Annotated in this window: 19 protein-coding genes; 8 read left to right on the plus strand and 11 right to left on the minus strand. The window is 63.1% G+C overall.

Annotation, left to right across the window (positions count from 1 at the left end; all coding sequences use genetic code 11):
- The first annotated feature begins 54 nt into the window (after window positions 1-54).
- Window positions 55-978, plus strand: a complete 924-nt coding sequence (locus tag FHJ30_RS17725) for a hypothetical protein (RefSeq protein WP_139030572.1) — start codon at window positions 55-57, stop codon at window positions 976-978.
- Window positions 979-1180: 202 nt separating this feature from the next.
- Here the strand turns inward: FHJ30_RS17725 and FHJ30_RS17730 are convergent, their stop codons facing one another.
- From FHJ30_RS17730 to FHJ30_RS17775, 10 genes are all read right to left on the minus strand, one after another.
- The gene (locus FHJ30_RS17730; RefSeq protein ID WP_228406176.1) at window positions 1181-3370 is read right to left on the minus strand and encodes an AAA family ATPase; all 2190 of its coding nucleotides are present in this window, start codon (window positions 3368-3370) and stop codon (window positions 1181-1183) included.
- A 208-nt stretch (window positions 3371-3578) separates the two neighbouring features.
- Window positions 3579-5597, minus strand: coding sequence for an ABC transporter ATP-binding protein (locus tag FHJ30_RS17735; protein ID WP_139030574.1), 2019 nt, complete (start codon window positions 5595-5597; stop codon window positions 3579-3581).
- A complete protein-coding gene (locus tag FHJ30_RS17740) occupies window positions 5594-7342 on the minus strand; it encodes an ABC transporter ATP-binding protein (RefSeq protein WP_139030575.1) in 1749 nt (582 codons plus the stop codon). Before FHJ30_RS17740 ends, FHJ30_RS17735 begins: the two co-directional genes overlap by 4 nt.
- 468 nt (window positions 7343-7810) lie before the next feature.
- Window positions 7811-8878 (minus strand): LLM class flavin-dependent oxidoreductase, encoded by a 1068-nt coding sequence (locus tag FHJ30_RS17745; RefSeq protein ID WP_139030576.1) that lies wholly within the window; start codon window positions 8876-8878, stop codon window positions 7811-7813.
- Complete coding sequence (locus FHJ30_RS17750; protein WP_139030577.1) at window positions 8878-9129, minus strand: tautomerase family protein; 252 nt, start codon at window positions 9127-9129, stop codon at window positions 8878-8880. Before FHJ30_RS17750 ends, FHJ30_RS17745 begins: the two co-directional genes overlap by 1 nt.
- Before the next feature lie 12 nt (window positions 9130-9141).
- Window positions 9142-10623, minus strand: a complete 1482-nt coding sequence (locus FHJ30_RS17755; RefSeq protein ID WP_139030578.1) for an aldehyde dehydrogenase — start codon at window positions 10621-10623, stop codon at window positions 9142-9144.
- On the minus strand, window positions 10620-11360 hold the full coding sequence (locus tag FHJ30_RS17760; protein ID WP_139030579.1) for an alpha/beta fold hydrolase: 741 nt from the start codon (window positions 11358-11360) through the stop codon (window positions 10620-10622). Before FHJ30_RS17760 ends, FHJ30_RS17755 begins: the two co-directional genes overlap by 4 nt.
- Window positions 11357-11908, minus strand: a complete 552-nt coding sequence (locus tag FHJ30_RS17765; protein WP_139030580.1) for an amino acid synthesis family protein — start codon at window positions 11906-11908, stop codon at window positions 11357-11359. The genes FHJ30_RS17760 and FHJ30_RS17765 overlap by 4 nt, the downstream gene beginning before the upstream one ends.
- Window positions 11905-12582 carry an amino acid synthesis family protein gene (locus FHJ30_RS17770; protein ID WP_228404411.1) on the minus strand — a complete coding sequence of 226 codons (678 nt, stop codon included), beginning with the start codon at window positions 12580-12582 and terminating at the stop codon, window positions 11905-11907. The genes FHJ30_RS17765 and FHJ30_RS17770 overlap by 4 nt, the downstream gene beginning before the upstream one ends.
- A gap of 149 nt (window positions 12583-12731) precedes the next feature.
- Window positions 12732-13424: a GntR family transcriptional regulator gene (locus FHJ30_RS17775; RefSeq protein ID WP_139030581.1), complete on the minus strand. Its 693-nt coding sequence runs from the start codon at window positions 13422-13424 to the stop codon at window positions 12732-12734.
- A 118-nt stretch (window positions 13425-13542) separates the two neighbouring features.
- On the opposite strand from FHJ30_RS17775, the gene FHJ30_RS17780 reads away from it, so the two are divergent.
- The 3 genes from FHJ30_RS17780 to FHJ30_RS17790 all read left to right on the plus strand — a co-directional run bounded on the left by FHJ30_RS17780 (window position 13543) and on the right by FHJ30_RS17790 (window position 17899).
- Window positions 13543-14493 carry a flavin reductase gene (locus FHJ30_RS17780; protein WP_139030582.1) on the plus strand — a complete coding sequence of 317 codons (951 nt, stop codon included), beginning with the start codon at window positions 13543-13545 and terminating at the stop codon, window positions 14491-14493.
- Window positions 14494-14614: 121 nt separating this feature from the next.
- Window positions 14615-16294, plus strand: a complete 1680-nt coding sequence (locus FHJ30_RS17785) for a BCCT family transporter (protein ID WP_139030583.1) — start codon at window positions 14615-14617, stop codon at window positions 16292-16294.
- A 99-nt stretch (window positions 16295-16393) separates the two neighbouring features.
- Window positions 16394-17899, plus strand: a complete 1506-nt coding sequence (locus FHJ30_RS17790; protein ID WP_139030584.1) for an NAD-dependent succinate-semialdehyde dehydrogenase — start codon at window positions 16394-16396, stop codon at window positions 17897-17899.
- A gap of 25 nt (window positions 17900-17924) precedes the next feature.
- Here FHJ30_RS17790 and FHJ30_RS17795 read toward each other — a convergent pair whose 3' ends face one another.
- Entirely contained in the window at window positions 17925-19523 is a 1599-nt protein-coding gene (locus tag FHJ30_RS17795) for a CdaR family transcriptional regulator (RefSeq protein ID WP_139030585.1), read from the minus strand.
- A gap of 103 nt (window positions 19524-19626) precedes the next feature.
- Between FHJ30_RS17795 and FHJ30_RS17800 the strand changes: the two genes are divergently transcribed.
- Genes FHJ30_RS17800 through FHJ30_RS17815 form a run of 4 tightly spaced genes read left to right on the plus strand, consistent with a single transcriptional unit; the run spans window position 19627 to window position 23272 of the window.
- Window positions 19627-20493 (plus strand): hypothetical protein, encoded by an 867-nt coding sequence (locus tag FHJ30_RS17800; RefSeq protein WP_139030586.1) that lies wholly within the window; start codon window positions 19627-19629, stop codon window positions 20491-20493.
- Window positions 20494-20514: 21 nt separating this feature from the next.
- A complete protein-coding gene (locus FHJ30_RS17805) occupies window positions 20515-21453 on the plus strand; it encodes an ABC transporter substrate-binding protein (RefSeq protein WP_139030587.1) in 939 nt (312 codons plus the stop codon).
- Complete coding sequence (locus FHJ30_RS17810) at window positions 21450-22466, plus strand: amino acid ABC transporter permease (protein ID WP_139030588.1); 1017 nt, start codon at window positions 21450-21452, stop codon at window positions 22464-22466. The genes FHJ30_RS17805 and FHJ30_RS17810 overlap by 4 nt, the downstream gene beginning before the upstream one ends.
- On the plus strand, window positions 22463-23272 hold the full coding sequence (locus FHJ30_RS17815; protein WP_139030589.1) for an amino acid ABC transporter ATP-binding protein: 810 nt from the start codon (window positions 22463-22465) through the stop codon (window positions 23270-23272). The genes FHJ30_RS17810 and FHJ30_RS17815 overlap by 4 nt, the downstream gene beginning before the upstream one ends.
- Window positions 23273-23283: the final 11 nt, after the last annotated feature.

Below are 23283 nucleotides of genomic sequence, written 5' to 3' on the forward strand. Positions count from 1 at the left end.
CTGTCCCTACACTGCCTCCGCACTGCGCAAACTCGATTCTGCCAGACTCTAAAAATGCCAAACGAAAATGAGTACTCACGTGAGTGGAACGACCTAGGCCTGTGGCTGGAGAAAACCCACAAACGCACATCTAACAGAACGTCCTATCCGCCGGACGCGACGAGCCTACTGGCCCGGGATGAAACAGGCATGCCGGAAGGCTCGTCTGTTGCTGCCATCGTCCGATCACTCCTCGATACAGCAGTGGATGACCTCGCGTCCGCCTTTGGTCTCGCTGCCGGACTAGGAAGACTGCATCCCGCAGGCATCCCGACGTTAGTTAGGGGCGCGGTGGAACTTTCGGGCGTGGGCATGTGGGTCCTTACCGGAAAAGGACGCGCCGGAAGGCAGGAACGGGCGCTAAGAGTAGCCCATGATTCACTGTTTAATGCCTCAAAGTTCTTTACACATATGGCTGCCGACCCTGGCGTCCCCGGCAACGTCCAAGCCGATGCGCGCAAATCATCTGAAGACTCGAAAGCGCAAGTCGACAGTCTCTTAGGGAGTGCGGCGTTCCTCGGCTTGAGGAACGCCGCCATTAAGGCACCTTTGAACAGATCCGATGCATTACGCCAAGTAGACAAGGAACGCGGCACAGATTTCTTCTCACGATGGCAGCTTTGCTCAGGCTTCGCCCACGGCTTCGCTTGGGCACCCCAATTCTTTAACGACCTGGCATACAGGCACGTGATGGAAGGGGGAGGGGTACTGACAGGACGAGTTCTTAGCGAAGAGAGAGCTTTGGTATTGCTTCGGTGGGGGAGGCACTCGATCGAGGAGTTTACAGGATCCCTGAACATTGGCTTGATGCCAAACGAAGCAGGCGACCAACTAACCATAGTTGCCAGCCCAAGCCTTCGGGTTCACCCGCTGTTCTCTAGCGGGCAGCCGGAGCAGGCGCTGACAAGGCCTCTTCCATTCTCTGCAGATGCAGAATGACCGGCACTGTGTTGAACTACGACTCGAAGCTAGATACCGCCAGGCGGGACGCTTCTTCAGTCATTCCGTCCGGGCCGGTGGCACGTTCATGCCCATGGCGTCGACGGAGAGCCGCTTGAGCGCGACGAGCGCCGCGTCGACCGGATACACCAATCTCGTTTCCGTTGGTCCATCCCTCCGTCGAATACTTCAAAGGACCCAGCTACGCGACCAGTTCAAGGTCTTGTGCAGGCATCATCATCTTGTAATGACCAGGATTTCCCGAACGGGTGAATATTTCTTCGAACACCTGAAGGTAGATTTCGACACTAACCTCCGTAGGAGAAAAGTCGATTGTGTCAAAAGTTGAAGAATGAGAACCATCATTAGCCCAGGAAAGCAAGGATCGACAGATGGCCTGTTGCTCGTCTTGAAAATGACCAACAATCTCAGAGTCGTCAATGCCACCCAGAATCCTAAAATAGTTTTCAAGTATGCGCCGCATGATGTTCTGCAGGCCAATAGATGCACTCTCAGGTCTAGATTTTGCTGCCGCCACTTCGTCCCAGAGGCTTCGGTAGACAGTTCGTACTGGGTTGGTGCTACCGTGCGCGAGAACCTCACTTGGGCCACCGCGCCGCTTCTTGACAGAAAAATAGCGATTCGTCGCACCTTCTTTTCGGTACGTGATTTCATTGTGGAAATGCGCATTATGGGTTAGCAAGAGGAGCTGAGCCACAGGGCCGGTTCCAGCATCAACTTCTGCCATCAATTTTTTAATGAGGGAACTCACAACGAAAAGTACGTCGCTATCAAGACTTGAAATCGGATCATCAATCACAGCGACCACCTTTGAGCCTGCATCCCCGGTCCGCATATCACGTAATTGATGGTAGTAGTAAAGGAAAGTGATAAAGGTCCGTTCACCCTCACTCAATGATCCAACATCGGCCGGAGTCCCATCAGCGCGCTCCAGGATGTACCCGTCCTCGACTTCCGAGGACTTCCTCAACTTGAAACTATGGAAACCTACGGAACGCAGAACATCATTGACGTGGGTGATGACAGGTTCACTTGAACTCACTTCCTTCTGCAGTGCGGAGAAGCTGTCGTGCATCATACTGAGATTGGTTTCAGCCTCAGCGATTTTTTTCTGCACACCGTCATGCGCAGCAATGAGAGGTCGCGTGGCCTCAGAATATTTCGCAAGGGGAACCGCGAGCCTATCATGGACAAAAAACGACCAGCATCGGGTAATCAAATCGCGCTTTGCTACCGCCCTGTTATCGATGAGATTATTATGGTCGGCAATAAGCCTATTTGCATTGCTAATTAGTGCATTTAAAGTATCAATATATGGACCAATGTTTTCAAGGATCGCAACGTCCGAGGGTCGTTGAACTTTTGCTTTGATAATGTTCAGATTGCGCTCCAGAGCCGCAAGCAAATGATCGGAAGCAAGCTCAAACTGAGCAGCGTCAACCCATTGCAGCATAGGTCCTTTCAACTGCTCCAGATGCTTCTGGACGTCATCCGCAAGCTTCTGGTATTGCTCGTCCAGATTGAGTAGATATTGAAGTCTATCGGTGTATCGAGCATCAAAATAGGCATTAAGCTCATGCTCTAGGCTCGCGGGGACTCCCTGCTGGCAGAAGGGGCACTGCCCTCCGGATTTGTCGAGATATTTCTGGCCGTGATGAACCCAGTCACCGTTATCAAGGAACTCAATCAAACTAGCCAGCTCGACATCCTTGCTGCCAATGACCGGTTGAGCAAGAAGTTGCAAACCATCCGAGGACGGTATGGATGGTAATTCAACACCCTCAAGGGGAGTAATCTTTGTTGCTGTTACATCAAGAACACTCGAGGCTTGACCCACTAGCACGTCAAAAGTCTCAGCGGTGGACACCGCCTGGCGTTGCACTTCGAGTACTTTGACGAGGAAGTTCTCCTTGCTCCCCTTGTAGCCTTTGAACATGTCATGCAATTCGGCTGGCACTTCATCACGTTTGGCCCAAGCCGTTGACTTTAGCTCGTCACGTGCGGCTTCGATGGCGTCAGCTTTGCCTTGCCGAGTTGCTTTCCATTGGCGGTTCTTGATGCTCAGGGCCGATATTTTCCCGGTTAGGCTCTCCAGGGAAGCATGAACATCCCGGCTGTCACTTCCCAAGAGGAATACAGCTGGAAGATTTGGGGACACAGCCCCAAAGGTTGAACGGACATACTCCCTGTTGTAGACCCGTAGGCTCTTGGCGTCATCCGACCAAGTGCGGGTTGTTCCAGGGAAGGAGCGTTCGTCGGCAAGGGCACGACTTATCGTAGTTTTACCGGCACCATTGGCCCCGTAGAAAAAATTGCACTTGCCGAGTGGTCCTACCATTACGCCTTCAGCGGCGAAGCAAGGAGCCCCCATGATGTGAACAGAGTCGAGCAAAATTCCCCCAGTTAAAGCAATCTAGAACGCGCAAAGCATGCAGCAACTCCAGGCTGCCGGTGACGCTGCATCTTCTTATTGTCCTGCCGACTCTCACAATTTATGGACCTCTTTGTGCGTGTCCTACTAGCAATTTTGTCGGCGTCCTCGCACTGCCCCTAGCTGCCCACGGATCGGCAACCTCCGCTCAAACCTCCGCCGCCGGCGCCGCGAACTGCGCCTCATACAGCCGCGCGTATGCACCGCCGGCAGCCAGCAGTGAAGCGTGGGTCCCCTGCTCCACTATCTGGCCGGCCTCCATCACCAGGATGAGGTCGGCGTCGCGGATCGTGGACAGCCGGTGCGCGATCACGAAAGAAGTCCGGTCGGACCGCAGTGCGCTCATCGCCTTCTGCATCAGCACCTCGGTCCGGGTGTCCACCGAGGACGTCGCCTCGTCCAAGATCAGCACCGACGGCCGGGCGAGGAACGCCCGGGCAATGGTCAGCAGCTGCTTCTCCCCAGCGGACACGTTGGAGCCCTCATCCTCCAGAAGCGTGTCGTACCCGTCCGGCAGCGACCGCACGAACCGGTCCACGTACGTCGCCCTCGCCGCCTCAAGGACCTCCTCCGAGGTAGCAGAAGGCCGCCCGTACGCAATGTTGTCCCGGATGGTCCCGCCGAACAGCCACGTATCCTGCAGCACCATCCCCAGCCGCGAGCGCAGCTCGCGCCGGGGCACCGAGGTGACGTCCACGCCGTCGAGCGTTATCCGCCCCGCATCCAGCTCGTAGAACCGCATCATCAGGTTCACCAGCGTGGTCTTCCCCGCCCCGGTGGGCCCGACAATCGCCACCGTCTGCCCCGGCTCCGCCACCAAAGACAAACCGGAAATCAGCGGCTTGTCCGGCGAATACGAGAACGACACATCCTCGAACACCAACCGCCCCCGCCCGAACACCGGCCCGGCAGAAGGCGCAGGCTCCACAGACTCCTCGTCCTCATCCAGCAGCTCGAACACCCGCTCCGCGGACGCCACCCCGGACTGCAGCACGTTCGCCATGGACCCCAGCTGCGCCAGCGGCATGGTGAACTGCCGCGAATACTGGATGAACGCCTGCACGTCGCCCAGCTGCATGGCCCCGGACGCCACCTGCAGCCCGCCCACCACCGCGATGCCCACGTACACCAGGTTCCCGATGAACGTCATGGCCGGCATGATCAGCCCGGAAATGAACTGCGCCCCGAAGCTCGCCTCATACAGCTCCGCGTTCTTCTGCCGGAACCGCTCCTCCACCTCGCGCTGCCGGCCGAACACCTTCACCAGCGCATGCCCGGTGTAGGTCTCCTCGATCTGCCCATTTAACTCGCCTGTGTTCTTCCACTGCGCCACGAACAGCTTCTGCGAGCGGTTGGCGATCAGCGCCGTGATCACCAGCGTCAGAGGAATGGTCACCAGCGCGATCAGCGCCAGCGTGGGCGAGAGGATCACCATCATCACCAGCACGCCCAGCACCGTCAGCACCGACGTGACCGCCTGGCTGATGGTCTGCTGCAGGCTCTGCGAAATGTTGTCCACGTCGTTGGTCACCCGGCTCAGCAGCTCGCCGCGCTGGATTGAGTCGAAATACCGCAGCGGCAGCCGGTGGATCTTCGCCTCGATCTCCCCGCGCAGCCCGAACACTGTCCGCTGCACCACCCCGTTCAGCACATACGCCTGCACCCACATGAACGCGGACGACAGCACATACAGCACCAGCGCCCACGTCAGCACGCTGCCCAGCGCGGCAAAGTCGATCCCCTGCCCCGGCACCAGGTCCATCGCGCTGAGCATGTCCGCGCGCTGCCCCTCCCCGGCGGCCCGCAGCTGCGCGATCACCTGCTCCTTGCTCACCCCCGCAGGCATCTCGCGCGACACAACGCCGGCGAAGATCAGGTTGGTGCCCTCCCCCAGCAGCCGCGGCCCGATCACGGACAGCGCCACCCCGGCCACCGCCGTCGCAAACACCAGCAGCAGCCAGGCCCGCTCCGGCCGCAGCGTGCCCAGCAGGCGTTTGGCGGACGGCCAGAAGTTCATCGCCTTCTCCGCCGGGACGTTCATCCCCGCGAACGGTCCGCCGCGCCCCGGCCCGCCCATGGGACGCGGAATGCGTACGACGGCGGCGCCTCCAGGTGCGGAGGCGGGCGCGGCCTTGGTGCCGGGTGCGGGAGAGGGTTGCCGGCTCATACCGTCTCCTCCGCCGCCAGCTGGGAGTTCACGATCTCGCGGTACGTCTCGGACGTCTCCAGCAGCTCACTGTGCGTTCCACGCCCCACGATCCTGCCGTCGTCGAGCACTAAAATCTGGTCCGCGTCCACGATGCTGGACACGCGCTGGGCGATGACCACCAGCGTGGCACCGGCGGTGCTGCGCCTGAGGGCCTGCCGGAGCCGGGCGTCGGTACCGGTGTCCAGCGAGGAGAACGAGTCATCGAAGATGTACAGCTCGGGCCGCTTCACCAGGGCCCGGGCGATGGCCAGCCGCTGCCGCTGCCCGCCGGAGACGTTGGTGCCGCCCTGGCTGATGGATGCGTCCAGGCCGCCCTCCATCCGCTCCACGAAGTCCCGCGCCTGGGCGATCTCCAGGGCGGACCAGAGCTCGTCCTCGGAGGCGTCCGGCTTGCCGTAGAGCAGGTTGCTGCGGACGGTGCCGCTGAACAGGTAGGGCCGCTGCGGTACCAGGCCGATGTGCCCCCAGAGCAGGTCCGGGTGCAGCTCGCGCACGTCCACGCCGTTCAACCGCACAGAGCCGCTGGTGGCGTCGAACAGCCGGGGCATGAGGTTCACCAAGGTGGTTTTGCCGGATCCTGTGCTGCCGATGATCGCCGTCGTCTGCCCCGCTTTGGCGGTGAAACTGATCCCGGTGAGGACGGGCTGGTCGGCACCCGGGTAGGCGAACCCGACGTCGCGCATCTCCAACTCGCCGCGGCGGCGGCCGTCCTGTCCCGCCGTCGTCCGCACCGGCCTGGCAGGGGGACGCACGCTGGACTCGGTCCGCAGCACCTCGCCGATCCGGTCCGCCGAAACCGACGCCCGCGGGATCATCACGGCCATGAATGTGGCCATCATGACGGACATCAGGATCTGCAGCAGGTAGCTCAGGAAGGCGATAAGCGTGCCCACCTGCATGGAGCCGTCCTGGATCCGGAACGAGCCGAACCAGATCACGGCCACGCTGGAGACGTTCAGCACCAGCATCACCACCGGGAACGCGAGCGCCATCAGCCGGCCGGCGCGCAGGGCGGTGTCCGTGACGTCCTCGTTGGCGCGGGCGAAGCGGTCCGTCTCGATCTCCTCGCGGACGAACGCGCGGACCACGCGGATGCCGGTGAGCTGCTCGCGGAGGACGCGGTTCACGGTGTCGATCCGCTTCTGCATCTTCCGGAACAGGGGCACCATCCGGGCGGTGATGAGGCCGACGGCGATGAGCAGCACCGGGACGGCGACGGCGATCAGCCAGGACAGCTGCACGTCCTGCCGGACGGCCATGATCACGCCGCCGATGCTCAGCATGGGCGCGGTGACCAGCATGGTGGCGGACATGAGCACCAGCTGCTGGACCTGCTGGACGTCGTTGGTGGACCTGGTGATGAGGCTTGGTGCGCCGAACCTGGTGACTTCCTGCTCGGAGAACTCCCCCACGCGTTTGAAGATCGCGCCGCGCAGGTCCCGGCCCACGCCCATGGCCGCCTTCGCCGCGAAGTACACCGCGATCACGGCGCAGACGATCTGCAGCAGGGTGATTCCCAGCATCACGCCGCCCAGGCTCAGGATGTAGCCGATGTCCGCCTTGGCCACGCCCTCGTCGATGATGTCCGCGTTGAGCGTGGGCAGGTACAGGGACGCGATGGACTGCGCCAGCTGGAAAATCACGACGGCGAGCAGCAGCGTGCGGTGCGGCCGCAGGTATTCAACAAGCAGCTTCCAGAGCATGGGCGGCTCCTGACACAGTGTCCGCAAGAGGTGGTGCGAAGGTCAGTTTACGTCCGGAGTCTGGGAAGAGGGCTGGCTGCGGAGGAGAAACTGGGCTGGTTCTCGGACAGAAAGATGCCTTCGGTACTCCAGTGCTACTAGGTGGGAACGGTGCTGTTGGCGGGCGTCAGGACTTTGCTGCCGTTCAAAGCGGTCGCTGCATGGAGCAGGCATCTCCGGACAAGGCGTTTACTCAACCCCGTCCGCTGGGCAAGAACCGCCTCCGTTGGCCGCCGGCCTAAATCGTACTCCGCGGCAAGAACCGCATTAATCCGCTGGATCGCCCATGTCGGCATTGCTTGGTTGGACAACTGCTTAACTCACTTTGTGCTGGTTGTTCCGCTGGGGATGGCACCTCGACGAAAACGACGGCGGGACATCCCGCCGTCGTTCTCTTCCCACATGGGGATCTTTGCCCTCTGTGTGGCACTAGCGGGCGGCTGTAGCGGGCTGTTCCTGGAATGCGGGTACAACATGCTCGATGAAGAGCTCGAGTGACCGCTTCTTCTCCTCATGGGTGAGGCTGTTGTCGGACCAGACGCTGAACTCGGTGACGCCGAGTGCCTCGTACCGGCGGAGACGCTCAATGACCTCACGCGGCGTCCCGATCATGGCCGTCTGGTGGAGGGATTCCGGCGTGAACTCCGGGCGCTCAGCGAACTTCTCCTCAGGGCTCGGCTCAAGGAAACCGTTCTTGGGAGTGGTCTTGTTGCCGAACCAGGCATCGAAGGTTCGATAGAACTTCTGGATGCCCTCCGCCGGGCGGCGCCATCCCTCGGGCTCGTCTTCCGGGTGGACGTGCGTATGGCGGAGAACCATGAGGTCCGGTCGGGTTACGCCGGGATTGTTCTCGACGGCGGTGTCGAACTTGCGTGCCAGGTCCTCGACCTCCTCGTCGCCCTTCATCAGCGGAGTGACCATGACGTTGCAGCCGTTGGCCACGGCGAACTCGTGCGAGGAGATGTCGCGGGCGGCGATCCACATGGGTGGTGTGGGTTTCTGGACTGGCTTGGGGACACTGGTGGAGGTCGGGAACTGCCATACCTCGCCGTCATGGGCGTAGTCGCCTTCCCAGAGCTTGCGCACTGCCGGGACGAGCTCGCGCAGGTGCTTGCCCCCGTCCACTGCGGACATGCCACCCATGAGCCGGTCAAACTCGAACTGGTACGCGCCGCGGGCGAGTCCCACTTCCATCCGGCCGTTGCTGATGACGTCCAGCAGCGCGCACTCGCCCGCCACCCGGAGCGGGTTCCAGAACGGGGCGATGATGGTGCCTGCGCCGAGCCGTATTTTGGACGTGCGTGCTGCCAGATAGGCGAGCTGCGGCATGGGGCTGGGGGAAATGGTGTACTCCATGGAATGGTGCTCACCGATCCACACCGTGCTGAAGCCGCCGGCTTCGGCGATGAGCGTGAGTTCCGTCAGGTTCTCGAACAATTCCTGGTGCGAGACGGTTTCGTCCCAGCGTTCCATGTGGACGAAGAGGGAAAAGCGCATTAGTAACTCCTTTGTTCTGCGGCGTTCAGCGGTGCCTCGTTGAGTGCAGCTTCCTGGGTGGCGGCATTGCGTTCGGCTATGGTCTGGTTGCCGCGGGACCAGTGTTCGTGCTCGATCTCGCGGATTATGACGGTGGTGTTCTCGGGCACGGCACCCACAGAGGTTTCAGCGGCGCGGTGCAGCTCCGCGATGAGCGAGCGGAGCTGTTCCGGGGTCCGGCCCCGGGCGATGGATACTTCGATGAGAGGCATTTAGTGGCTCCTTTAGCTGCGGAGGACGAAGGGGTCGGATACGGGTCCTTCGTCGGTGTTGATCCAGACGCTCTTGAGCCGGGTGTACTCGTGCATGGACTCCAGCCCGTGCTCGATGCCCACACCGGAGTTCTTGAAACCCTGCCGTGGTGACATCGGGGACATGGCGCGGTAGGTGTTGACCCACACCGTGCCGGCCTCCAGGCGTCGTGCCATCCGGTGGGCGCGGGCGAGGTTTTGGGTCCAGACACCGGCGGCGAGGCCGTACTCGGTATCGTTGGCCAGGCCTACCACCTCGTCCTCCGAGTCGAAGGGCATGATCGCGGCGACGGGGCCGAAGATCTCCTCCCGGACAACCCGCATGGAGTTATCGACGTCGGTGAGGACAGTCGGCGCGAAGAAGAATCCCGGAAGGTCGATCTCCGGCCTGCGGCCCCCTGTCCGGACCGTTGCGCCCTCGCTGATGCCAAGGTCGACGTAGGAGCTGACCTTGTCCAGCTGTGCACCGAAGGCAAGGGGTCCGAGCTCAGTCGTGGCCAGGAGCGGGTCACCGATGATGATCGATGCTGCCCTCTCTGCAACCCGCTCAACGAGTTCGTCATAAACGCTGCGGTGGGCGAAAACGCGGCTTCCCGCGATGCAGGTCTGCCCTGCTGCGGCGAATATCCCTGCGATGACCCCCATGGCGGCATTCGAAACGTCGGCGTCTTCGAACACGATGTTGGGACTCTTGCCGCCCAGTTCAAGGGTGGAGCCGATGAAGCGTGACGCGGTCTCCGCGGCGATGCGGGCTCCGGTCTGCGTGGATCCCGTGAAGGAAATCTTAGCCAGGTCCGGGTGGCTTACCAGGGCAGCACCGGCCTCCTGGCCGAAGCCGGTGACGACGTTCACCACGCCGTCGGGGAATCCTGCCTGTGAGGCCAGTTCAGCGACGCGGAGGATGGTCCGCGAGGTGTACTCGCTGGGCTTGATGACCACCGTGTTGCCGGCCGCAAGGGCAGGGGCGAGCTTGGAGGTGGTCAGCGTCAGCGGAGAGTTCCATGGAGTGATGGCCCCGACCACGCCAAGCGGTTCGCGCTGGGTGTAGTTGAGCATCGTAAGCGAATTGGTGGGGATCTGGCTGCCCTGGACCTTGTCTGCGAGCCCGGCGTAGTAATACAGGTACTCGGGCAGGCTGGCGAGCTGGCCGCGCATCTCGCGCAGCAGCTTGCCGTTGTCCAGGGTTTCAAGCTCGGCGAGCTCCTCGGCGTGCTCGCCAATGAGGTCCCCGAGGCGGCGCAGAAGGTGGCCGCGCTTCGTTGCCGAGAGGTCGTGCCACAGCGGCGACTGGAACGCGGTCTTCGCCGCCGCCACGGCCCGTCGCACGTCCTCTTCGCTTCCCCGGGCCGCTTCGTAGAGCACATCCAGGGTTGCGGGGTTGGTGCTGGGGAAGTATTCCCCGCCGACGGGAGCAGACCAGGCACCCCCGATGAAGTGGTCGAGTCGAACAGTCATGCGCGTTCTCCTTCGGAATCTTTTATGAACTCGTTGATGGCCCGGGCCAGGACATCAGCGTCCTGGACGGGGAGCATGTGCCGGGCACCCGGGACGACGACGGCCCTCGCACCGGGGATTGCTGCGGCAAGCCGCCTGGTCATCTCCGGCGTCGACCCCGGGTCGTGCTCGCCGGTGATGGCCAGCACCGGTATCTCGATGCGGCTGAGCTCGTTGCCGATCATCCCGTCTCCTAAGGCGAAGACGCGGTAGGCGTGGACAAAGGACTGCACGTCATTTGCCTCGAGCGTCCGGCGGGTCGCGTCCACCACGCTTTGCGGGACAGCCGTACCTGAGTACCAGCGGTTGATCGAAGCCTCAACCGTTGCCGGGAAGTCCGCTTCGGCAGAGGCCAGCCGGGCGCTGACCGCACTGCGCTCGGCTTCGGTGCGTTGGCACACCGAGCTCACACAGGTGAGGGTCTTGACCCGGCCGGGATGGAACCTCGCGATGTACTGCGCAACCAGCGCACCCAGTGAGAAGCCCACGAGGTGGGATCGTTCGGGGAGGCGCGTCAGCACGTCGTCGGCCATTTCCTGAAGCGTGACCGGTTCCGACAGCGGGGGCTGCTGCCCGTGCCCGGGGAGGTCGATGGCTATGGACTCACGCCCGAGGGCATCCTGGACGGGTGCCCACATGGTGGCATCGAGGCCCACCCCGTGCAGGAGGGCAACAGGCGTTTCCTGGGTTCCGGTCATTGCTCTGTGGAGAGGGGCGCCAGGCGCTGCTGGGGCCGGCCCTGGGCGGAGGCCGCGAGGGCAATGAGGATTTCACCGGGGTGGGGAGCGTCGGCGATCCTTACCTCGACGGTCTGGTGGTGGGAGCGGATGGTCGCGTCCGTGATGTGCTTCATCGGGATGTCGAACACCGTACCGGCGGGCGCGCGTTTCTCGACGGCGGGCAGCAGGGTGGTTGCGGAAGCGGCCTTGCGGTAGTGGTCGCCGAATTTCAGCGTGTGGATCAGGGCCGAGCCGTGCTCCACTTCCCCTTCGATGCCCACAATGGCTGCCTTGCCGTAGGCCTCGACGGGGGCGCCGAGCGCCTCGATGACCTTTGGAGTGAGGAGGGCGCCGAGGTCTGAAGCTGTTGCATCGATCCCTTGGCTGAGGTCCTCGACAAAGCCTTGGCCAGCCCACGGGTTTTCCACGACGGCGATGGCGACGGCGACGCGGGCACCTGGCGTAACTGGACGCCCGCCCTCGGTCAGGATTTCTTCGGACAAAGTAACGATCTTGCGGATATTCACGGCAGGATTCCCTCCAGTATTTCAGCGGTTACGGGGCGGTCGGTTGTTCGGTCGCCAATGCGGGGATGCGGACGCGACCCCGTGGACGCAGCGGCGATCACGACGATTTCATCCGGGTGGGGCGCATCGCTCAGGCTCAGCGTCAGGGTTTGGTAGTGGCTGCGGGTGGACGCGGCCTCTTTGTGCCACATGGGCACGGCGATGGAAGTTCCTGGTTCCGCGCGGTCGTCCGAGAAGGACAGGATGGACGTGCCTTCGAGGAACTCGCGGACAAGATTGCCGAAGAACGGTGTGTGGATCAGGGCCGCGGCATGCTCAACCTCACCGTTCAGCCCAACAACGGCCGACTTTCCGAACGCCTCAATTTCGACGGCACCGCCCAGTGCTGAGGTGAGGCGGTCGGTGAGGACCTTCGCGAGCACCGGAGCAATCCGTTCTGTCTCGGGTGCGAGATCATTCGAGACCGGGGAACCTGCCCAGGGGTTCCGTACAATGGCTGCTGCGGCGGCCCGGGTCACGCTGGTGGGCAGGGACCCCTGGCCGTCGCGGAGCAGTTCCTCCGTGAGAACGGTAATCTTCCGGACACCGACTTGCCGGGCGAGCTCTTCCATGAGGTGCGCCTGGTCAAGATCCGTTCCGCCGGCGGTAAGGGAAGTCAGGGCTGTATCAGACACAGTTCAGGCCCTTCCGTCGGAAGCCAATTGCAGTCAGGGAGCACACTGTGCACATCCTTTCGGTTTCTCCGCCGCTAAGGGCGGTTCGCTGGTATGGCGGCGATGCCGGGCTGGCCACCCGTTCACGACGGATGGAACCAGCAAAAATTTCAGTTTCCGGCCACTTCGGGAGCTTCGATACGTGCCGCGGCAAGGCTTGAGGCATTAACGTGGCCGCGCATCGCAAGTTCGGCGCCGGTGGGATCCTTGTCCAGGATCGCTTCGAGGACCGACTGATGCTCACGGATGGAGGCCCGCATCCGGGCAGGACGCTCAACGGTTTCCAGGACGATCCGGTGGTAGGCAAGCTGGTTCATGAGGCGCCCGTAGTGTTCACGAAGCTTTGAATTATCGGATCCGTTCACGATGGTCCAGTGGAACTCGTGGACCAGTTCGGCATACTTGGCGCTGTCGCCGCGGCGTTCGGCGCCCTCTGACGCCTCGATGTTGCGTTTTAGCCGTTCCAGTTCCGGCACCGGACCACGCCGGGCCAGCAGGCTCGCTGCCAGGCCCTCAAGGCTTTCCTTCAGCTGAAACAGCTCGACAATTTCGCGGCGGGTGGGTATCCGGACAAACGTGCCAACCTTCGGCCGTATCTCAACCAGGCCCTCATTTTCCAACTGCTTGAGCGCCTCCCTGACGGGCGTCCTGCTCACGTCGAACTCTTCAGCCAGGAACAGCTCGGGAAGAGGAGCGCCGGGAGGGTATTCGCCACTGAGGACGAGCTTGCGCAGCTTATCCAGAAGGCTTCCTTGATTCCCGTTCGCCTGTTCTTGGGTTTTTGCCTGAAGAGTCTCTTGCATGCATCAAACCTACGTTGCATACAAGGTGAACGTCAACAAGTTTTCCTAATTCCGCGCTAGCAAGCCAATTCTATAAAGAGGTGTTGACGTAGATCACACTTGGATTTACGGTTGTGGCATGCAACAGACAATCAACCACACCTTGACCGCAGCTTGGACCGCAGCCTGGGACGAGGGTGACGTCGGTGCTTTCGACGCGATCGTCACCGCCGACTACCAGCGTGAGAGCGCCGGCACGAAAAAGATCACAGGCCTGAAGGAGCTCCAGCAGGAAATCCTTGAAATCCGGGCGGCATTCCCGGACCTCACCACACGCATCGACAAGGTCATCGCAGACGGCGACGATGTAGCAATCTTTTGGACAACCACCGGCACATTCACGCACCCGCTTGGTGGAGTTCCGCCCACAGGACGCGTGGTGGAGACCCGCGGATCAAACGCCCTCACGCTGCGCGATGGCCGCATCGCTTACGAACGGGTCACCTGGGACGCGGCCGAACTCCTGGCCGATCTGGGCGTTCCGTCCCTCCACTCGGCATTCGAGGACGAAACGGCGAATGTGGTGGTGGATGAATTGACCGGCAACCTTCCGCTGGAAGTCATGAAGGGTTTCAACCGGCAGTTCATTACTGGTGTCACCGTGGTGACCACCGTCGACGTAGACGGCAAACCCCGCGGCCTTGCGGCCAACTCCTATGCTTCGATTTCGCTGGACCCGCCGCTTGTTCTCGTCTGTGTCCAGAAGACATCGTCCACCTACCCGGCCCTGTTCCAGTCGGAACACTTCGGGATCAATATCCTCAGCAACGAACAGCACGACACTGTACGCACGTTTGCGTCAAAGACTCCGGACAAATTTGCCAACCTGGACTGGCACGCAGGCCCTCACGGTGTGCCGCTGATCGACGGCTCGGCCGCATCCCTCGAGGCCGAGATCAAGGAACGCTTCCAGGCGAAGACCCACACAATCTTCGTGGGCCGGGTACGGCACGCCGAGGTCGCCGACGTGGACCCCATGATCTACAAGGCAGGACATTTCTTTGACGGCGCACGCCTCGAGGAACTCTGAACGCAGCATCGAGCGGCTGCCCGGATCTGCCGGCCCCACGGACTGGTCCGGGCGCCAACTTCCTCCACTTGGAGGCCTCCCCAACCCAAACCTATGCAGTCCACTGCAACCTGGAGCACTCATGACCCACATCAAAATTGCCGAGGACCTGATGGATGAAACATCTCCCGGCATGGGCGAGAACAGCAAGGCATCGCACTCTCCCGCTGCCATTGAGCAGGCAACCGAAACCGCGATGGCCAAAGCCGACCGCCTCCGGCACAGGCCCGGGGCAGTCTTCTGGACATCCGTTGGCCTGATCGGTGCGTTCACTGCGTGGGCATCACTGGCCCCGGAGAACCTGAGCGCCGTAATGACCGCGGCCATGAACTGGGTCGCCGAGAGCGTCGGTTGGAGCTACCTGCTTGTGACCCTCGGCTGCATCGGTCTCCTCATCTACATAGGCATCAGCAGGTTCGGAACCATCCGCCTCGGTGCCGACGACGCAAAACCCGACTTCAGCACCTGGTCCTGGCTTGCGATGATCCTCTCTGCAGTCATGGGTATCGGCCTGATCAGCTATGGCGTCGCGGAGCCCATCTCGCACTTTGCCTCACCTCCGCACGGTCTGGCCGAGGCCGGCACCATGGAAGCCGCGGTCCGGGCCATGCAGTTCTCCTACTTCGACTGGGGCCCACACGCCTGGGCCGTGTTTGGCGTCTTCGGCCTCGCCATCGCCTACTCCACCCACCGCCGGAACAACGCGGGCCTTGTCTCGCCGATGCTGCGGCCAGTCTTCGGCAAACTGGTGGACGGCTGGTTCGGCAAGATGATCGACATCTTCGCCATCATCGCCACCCTCTTCGGAACCACAACGTCCCTGGGGCTCGGTGCCTCGCAGATCGGCGAGGGAGTGGACCGGGTGTTCGGTATCCCCTCCAGCCTTGTGGGCCAGATCCTGATCATCGCCGTCATCACGGTGATATTTACGCTTTCCGCGCTCTCCGGCGTGCATCGCGGTATCAAGTACCTCAGCCAGGGCACAATGGTCCTCTCTGCCGGCCTGGCCCTCTTCGTGCTGTTCACCGGCCCCACCAACTTCATCTCCAACCTGTTCTTCCGCTCCCTCGGCGAATACCTCAGCGGCTTCTTCGCCGTGAGCCTTCTGACGCCGAGCACCCCTGAAGACGTCCAGTGGATGCAGTGGTGGACCTACTTCATGATGGCCTGGTGGCTGAGCTGGGGCGCCTTCGTTGGGGTGTTCCTAGCCAAGATCTCCCGGGGACGCACGGTGCGCCAGTTCATCGCAGGCGTCATGATTGTTCCGAGCGTCGTGTTCTTCGCCTGGTTCACCATCTTCGGCGGCTCGGCAATCAAGTTCGACATGGATAACGGCGGCCTCATCGGTGCCGCGGCGCTGGAGGACGTCAACTCAGCGTTCTTCGCCACCCTCGCCGAGCTCCCGCTGTCCGGCATCACATCGGTGGTGGCCATCTTCCTGGTGGTGATGTACTTCGTCTCCGGCGCTGACGCAAACACCTTCGTCCTCAGCATGATGTCCTCCCGCGGAACCCTCAAGCCCACCAAGCCAGTACTGACCACTTGGGGTCTCCTCACCGGCCTGTGCGCCGTCGTTCTCCTGATCGTAGGAGGCCTGGGCGCGCTCCAGCAGGCGGCCATGCTGTCGGCCCTGCCGTTCACCGTGATCGTGGCGCTCCTCGGTTACGGCCTGGTGGTGGAGCTGAGGAAAGACCCCCAGTTTGAGGGCACCCGAGCGCTGACGCAGCGCGATCTCAGCCGCATCCTCAAGCGTGAGGCCTAAGCACCACTGACAGACAAGTGACGGCGGCGGGAGCACCCCGCCGCCGTCACCGCGTCAACTTCCTGCCCTTGAAATTGTTTCTTCAAAGGAGACCTTCGAATGACCATTTCCCCCGTAGTGCCTTCTGCTATTTTCTCCGAGCGTGAGGCCTCCCTCCTCGCTGCCGTCCCCACCGGCCTGCTGATCGGGGGGCAATGGCGGGACGCGTCCGACGGCGGCACATTTGACGTGCACGATCCCGCCACCGGGGAGGTGCTCGCCACCCTCGCCTCGGCCACCAGCGACGACGCGGTGGCCGCGCTGGACGCCGCCGACGCCGCTCAGTCGTCCTGGGCACGGACCGCACCCCGGGAACGCGCGGAGATCCTCCGCCGCGCCTTCGACCTGGTGACCGAACGGGCCGAGGACTTCGCCCTGCTGATGACCCTGGAAATGGGCAAGCCGCTGGCCGAAGCCCGCGGCGAAGTCACTTACGGCGCCGAGTTCCTGCGCTGGTTCTCCGAGGAAACCGTCCGCGACTACGGCCGCTACCTCACCACCCCCGAGGGCAAGAACAAGATCCTGGTCCAGCACAAACCCGTCGGTCCCTGCCTGCTCATCACCCCCTGGAACTTCCCGCTCGCCATGGCCACCCGCAAGGTCGCCCCCGCCGTCGCGGCAGGGTGCACCATGGTCCTCAAACCAGCCAAACTCACCCCGCTCACTGCCCAGTACTTCGCACAGACCATGCTCGACGCCGGCCTGCCGGCCGGCGTCCTCAATGTCGTCTCTTCCTCATCCGCCTCTGGTATTTCGGGGCCGCTGCTGAAGGACTCACGCCTGCGGAAGGTCTCCTTCACCGGCTCCACGCAGGTAGGCAAACGCCTCATGGCCGACGCCGCCCACAACGTTCTCCGCACCTCCATGGAACTCGGCGGCAACGCCCCCTTCATCGTGTTCGAGGACGCCGACCTCGATGCCGCCGTTGAAGGGGCCATGGCCGCCAAAATGCGGAACATGGGCGAAGCCTGCACCGCCGCCAACCGCTTCCTCGTCCACGAATCCGTCGCCCAGGAATTCACGGCCAAGTTCGCAGCCGCCATGGGCGCGCTGGCCACCGGCCGCGGCACAGACCCCACCACCCAAGTCGGCCCGCTCATCGACGCCGGGGCCCGCGAGAACGTCCACGCCCTGGTGGCCGCCGCCGTCGACGCCGGGGCAGTAGCCGTCACCGGCGGCGCACCCGCGGACGGACCCGGCTACTTTTACCAGCCCACCGTCCTCGCCGGGGTGCCAAACGACGCCGCGATTCTCGGCCAGGAAATTTTCGGGCCCGTCGCCCCCGTCACCACTTTCAGCACAGAGGAGGACGCCATCCGACTCGCCAACGCCAGCGAATACGGCCTCGCGTCCTACCTCTACAGCCGCGACTTCAATCGGCTGCTGCGGGTGGCGGAGCAGATCGAGTTCGGCATGGTCGGGTTCAACGCCGGTGTCATCTCCAACGCGGCGGCCCCATTCGGCGGAGTGAAGCAATCAGGGCTTGGCCGCGAAGGCGGGTCAGAGGGCATAGCCGAGTACACCACCACTCAATACATCGGCATCGCGGACCCCTACGCCGGCTGAACCAACGCAGGGCTGGCTTGCCCAGTTAGTTCAGCTCGAGCACGTGCAGGCTAAGCCATAGCACCAGCGTGTCCTCGGGCTGGTCCAGATCCACGTCGAAGAGCTCGCCCAGGCGCTTGAGCCGGTACCGGAGCGTGTTCTGGTGCAGGGACAACGCCGCCGCCGTCCTTGCCGAATCCCGGGAGCAGTCAAGGTAGGTTCGCAGCGTCAGCGCATATCCGGTGCCGAAATCAGCGTCGTACTCTTGGATCCTCCGTGCGGCAGCGGAGAGAAGGTGCGGTGACGCACGGAACGCCGCGGCCAGTTCCAGGAGCGTGAGGCGGCTGCGGACCTCCGCTGCGCTGGCGTACGTGCCGGAGGAGCCGTCCGAGGCAAGCATCAGCAGGACAAGGTCAGCGTCATGCCGTGAACGGCTGATCTCCGAGACGGCGCCGACGGCGGGACCCGCCGCCGCCCGCAGCTCAACTCCCAGCGATGCCCGGGCACGATCGATGAGCCTGCGGGCAAGGGCAGCGATTGGGCCAAGGGAAGACGGAGCCGCGGCCGGGAATATTGCGTAGATCGTGGGCCCCACCTGAACGCACTGCGCGCCCCGGCCATGGGCTTCACATTGCGTGGTCACCAAATCCACAATCCGGACCAGCGTTGTCTCGGCTGCCTGCCCGGCCTCCGGCTGCAAGGCGACGACGGCGAAAGGACCGGAGTGCCGCAGCCCCAGCTGTTCTGCAGCCAGGACGGCGTCGTCCCCTCCGTCGAGGAGCCTGCGCAGCAGCTCCGCCCGCTGCTGGCGCGCAAGATCATGGCTATTGCGGGCGCGAAGCATATGGAGCGCCGCGATGTCCGCGGCACGTTCCAGTGCCTGTTCGGCGTCACTGTCCAAGTCGCCGTGCACATCGACAACCCAGATCGATCCCAGGGGCTCCTTCCCTGCCCGGACCGCAATCGCCAACCTGTCCATGGCAGGCCGGACACCCTCGATCCGGACTGCCCCCGAGGCCCGAAACACCGCTGCGTACTGGCTGGCGTTCTCAGGCAGGTATGGAACCTGCCGGCCCAGGATTCCCCTTCGCCGGTCCTCATCAATCGGCTGGTCCTCCAGCGTGGAGTACGCCAGCACCTGCTCCTGCAGGTTCTCGATGGTCGTGGCCCCGCCGACCATCGCTGCAATGGCGTTTGCCAACGCAAAGAGATCACCCACTCCCAGGGGTGAGATTGTGCTGCCGGCATCTGCCGAGGCGTTGAGGGCTGAATCCAGGAGTGCGTTGAGATGGCGCCACCTCACGTCGTCGTCCACCACCAGGAGGGCGGTGCCGGCCTCGTCCGCCACCGCTGCGAGGTGTTCGATGTCCTGGTGGAGCTTCTTGACCACCACCGCGGCAAATCCGGCTTCCGCCGCGTTCCGGATCACGCTTGCAGTGCCCGGATCTGCGGGGTGCAACCCGATCCCGAGCAAAATGCCCCCGCGCAGCCCTTCAAGCGGCACGAAGGGGTCATAGAGCGACGGACTCATCAAGGACACTTTGGGCGGCACCGCCGTTGAACCCAGGACCAGTCCGGTGTCTTCGAGCATCTTCAGCAGTCGGGGCAGGTGGATGCTGTCATTGGGACGGGCGGCCTCGGTCATAACGCTGAGCTTCCCATCTCTAGTGCCGGAGCACAAGAAAGTTGGATAACCTTCGTTGCCTGCACTGAAGCCGTCGCATGCTGGCACAGCAGATAGTTGACGCATGTCACTTACTCTTGATGCCGGCCCGGCCGCTCTCCAGGCCGCAGAATCAGCAACCGCAGCAGCGTCCAGGGCCGGTGTGCTGGTGGTGGACGAACACGACCGCGACCGGCTCCGGGACGTGGAAGCACTGCTTATTGCCATCTGGGGCATGTCGCCGCACGGAGCACCCATCCCCTTCGACCTTCTGCGCAGCATTTCCCATTCGGGCTGCAACGTGTCCGCCGCCTACAACCAGGCCGGGCAACTGTGCGGAGCAGCGGTGGGCATCGTCTCCCCTGGAGGGCGATCCACCTACTCATTGATTGCCGGCGTGCTTCCCGGCACCGGCGACAAGGGCGTCGGTTTCGCCCTCAAGCAACACCAGCGGGCATGGTCACTGGCCCGGGGCATCGACACCATGACCTGGACCTTTGACCCGCTGGTCAGCCGCAATGCCCGTTTTAACCTCACCAAGCTGGGAGCGTACGCATCAGAGTATGCCCGCAACTTCTATGGCCAGATGCAGGACGAGATCAACGCCAACGACGAAAGCGACCGGCTCGTGGCGGTCTGGCCGCTGGCCTCCCAGCGGAGCATGGATGCCGGCCGCGGAATCCACGCGGAGATCGAACTTCCACCTGACCACTTGGCTGGCGTCCTCGAATACGGCCCCGATTCGCTGCCTGTCCTCCTGGAATCGGGCGGAACGCTGTGGTGCCGCGCACCGCGGGACATCGTGGCACTCCGCGGCTCGAACCCCGACGCCGCTGCCCGGTGGCGTGTGCTCGTGCGGGAGATCCTCGAGCCTGCCTTCGCCTCGGGACGCCAAGCATCAGGCGTCACCCGCGGCGGCTGGTACAAGCTGACCGCCCCTGACCAGGCCTAACCCCACCCAAGAGGAGTACACATGAGCATCACATCCCGTGAAGTAACGGTCCGGGCGGCCGCCCTGGCCGCCGGCCTCGCACTGGCGACAGGCCTGGCCGCTTGCTCGGCAGGCTCAACACCTGCCAGCAATTCCAGCACTTTTTCGGCAGGCGCCGCGGACCCAGCCGCCGCCGCTGCCCTGCCCGAACGCTTCAAGAGCGCGGGCGTCATCAACGTCGCCTCCGACATCCCCTACCCGCCGATGGAGATGTTCGACGAGAACCAGCAGCTCACAGGCCTGGACTACGACCTCGCCCAGGCCCTCGGAGCCAAGCTCGGTGTGCGGTTGGAACTCCAGACCCAGGCGTTCGACAGCATCATTCCCTCACTGCAGTCGGGCAAGAACGACATCATCATGTCGGGGATGAACGATACGCCCGAGCGCCAGGAAACCCTGGATTTCGTGGACTACCTGCACGCAGGATTCTCCATCCTGGTCCCGGAAGGAAACCCGGGAAACATCACCACCGTCCTTGACCTGTGCGACAAAGATGTCGCCGTGCAGAAGGCCACCGTCCAGGCCGAAATCCTGCGCACGTACGACCAGCAGTGCCTGGACAAGGGATCGAAACCTGTCAGGATCTCCGAGCTCCCGCTGGAGACGGACGTCCAGACAGCCGTCCGTTCCGGCAAAGCCGCAGCCGACGTCGTCGACTCGGCGGTAGCGGCCTATGCCGCCAGCACCGCCGGTGGCGGGAAGATCTTCGATCTGGTCAAAGACCCTGCCAACCCGGCCGGATACAACCCCGTGTATACCGGCATTGGTGTGCTCAAGCAGGACGCGGAGCTTTCGAAGGCATTGCTGGCCGCGCTCCAGTCGCTCGTCGCCGACGGCACCTACGGGGAGATCCTGGCCAAATACAACCTCTCGGACTACACCGTCAAGGAGGCAGGACTGAACCTGGGCGGTAAGCCATGACCCCCGCCGTCGCAACCCCCCGCCAGCAGCCTGCTGCCCCCGGAACCGGGCCTGCCCGTGGAGGCGGCCAGGACGACGTCGTAGCCGTCCCCCTCCGGCACCCCTGGCGCTGGGTGGGAGCCGCCCTCCTTGCCCTGGGCGCCGCCGCGCTGGCGTCGTCGCTGTGGACCAACCCGAACATCGACCATGCCACCATCGCGGCGTATCTGTTCCACCCCCGGGTCCTCGGGGGCATCGGCCTGACGATCGTCCTCACCGTCGTCTCCATGGTGGTGTCCACGGTCCTGGGCGTTTTCCTCGCAGTGATGCGGCTTTCCCGGAACCCCGTCATGAACGCCTTCGCCTGGTTCTACGTCTGGATCTTCCGGGGCACCCCACTGCTGATCCAGGTGGTCTTTTGGGGCTACCTGGGCCTGCTCTATTCACAGATATCGCTGGGCATTCCCTTCACGGACTTCACCGTCTTCTCCGTGGATACGAACACCCTGGTCCCGGCCTTCACCGCCGGGCTGTTGGCCCTGACCCTGAACCAGGCCGCCTATTCAGCGGAAATCATCCGCGGCGGGATGCTGTCCGTCGACGCCGGTCAGCACGAAGCCGCCTCTTCCCTGGGAATGTCCCCCGCTTTCACCCTCTTCAGGGTTGTCCTGCCCCAGGCCATGCGGGTCATCATCCCGCCAATGGGCAATGAGACGATCTCGATGCTGAAGAACACGTCCCTGCTCTCCGTCATCGCGGTGCTTGAGCTCTACACCGTGGCCACGCAGATCTCTTCCCAGAACCTGCGCCAAGTGGAACTCCTCATCGTTGTCAGCTGCTGGTACCTCTTCCTCACTTCCGTCCTGTCCGTGCCCCAGTACTACCTGGAGCGCCACTACGGCAGGGGCAACGCCCGGCAGCAGGCTCCCACTCCCCTGGCCAGGATCAGGGCAATACTCGGCAAACAGCGGGCCCCCGGTACCGCAACGTCCCCCGGTTCGGCCCCGAAAGCATCGAAAGGACACCAGTCATGACCCAGGCATTGGCCTCCCCAAGGCCTTCTGGCCACGGCCCGACAGCGCAGCCGCTCCTGGTGGCCAGCAACGTACGGAAGCACTACGGCGGCGTCGAGGTCCTCAAAGGCATCTCCCTGAGAGTCAACAGCGGCGAGGTCATGTGCCTGCTGGGCCCCTCCGGTTCCGGCAAGTCCACCTTCCTCCGGTGCATCAACCACCTGGAAAGGATCGACGGCGGGCGGATCTCCGTTGCGGGCGACCTGATCGGTTACGCGCAACGCCAGGACAGGATCTTCGAGATGAGCCCCCGCGAGGTGGCAAAACAGCGCCGCGGCATCGGAATGGTGTTCCAGCGCTTCAACCTCTTTCCGCACATGACCGCACTGGAGAACATCTGGGCCGCGCCGGTCGGCGTAAAAAGGATCCCCAAGGCAGCGGCAGTCAAGCGCGGGATGGAACTGCTGGACCGGGTGGGCCTGGCCCACCTGGCCAAGGCCTACCCGGCACAGCTCTCGGGCGGGCAGCAGCAGCGCGTCGCCATCGCCCGCGCACTTGCCATGGATCCGCAGCTGCTCCTGTTCGACGAGCCAACCAGCGCCCTTGACCCGGAACTGGTGGGAGATGTCCTGGATGTCATGCGCACCCTGGCTGCGGAGGGGATGACCATGATCGTTGTGACCCACGAGATCGGATTCGCCCGCGGGGCCGGTGACAGCGTGGTGTTCATGGACGGCGGCGTGGTGGTGGAGTCCGGCACGCCGGAAGAGGTGCTGGACAATCCGCAAAATCCCCGGACCATCTCCTTCCTGGAAAGCGTGATGTAGTCCAGCTTCAC

Source organism: Arthrobacter sp. BB-1 (assembly GCF_006151685.1).
GTDB lineage: Bacteria > Actinomycetota > Actinomycetes > Actinomycetales > Micrococcaceae > Arthrobacter.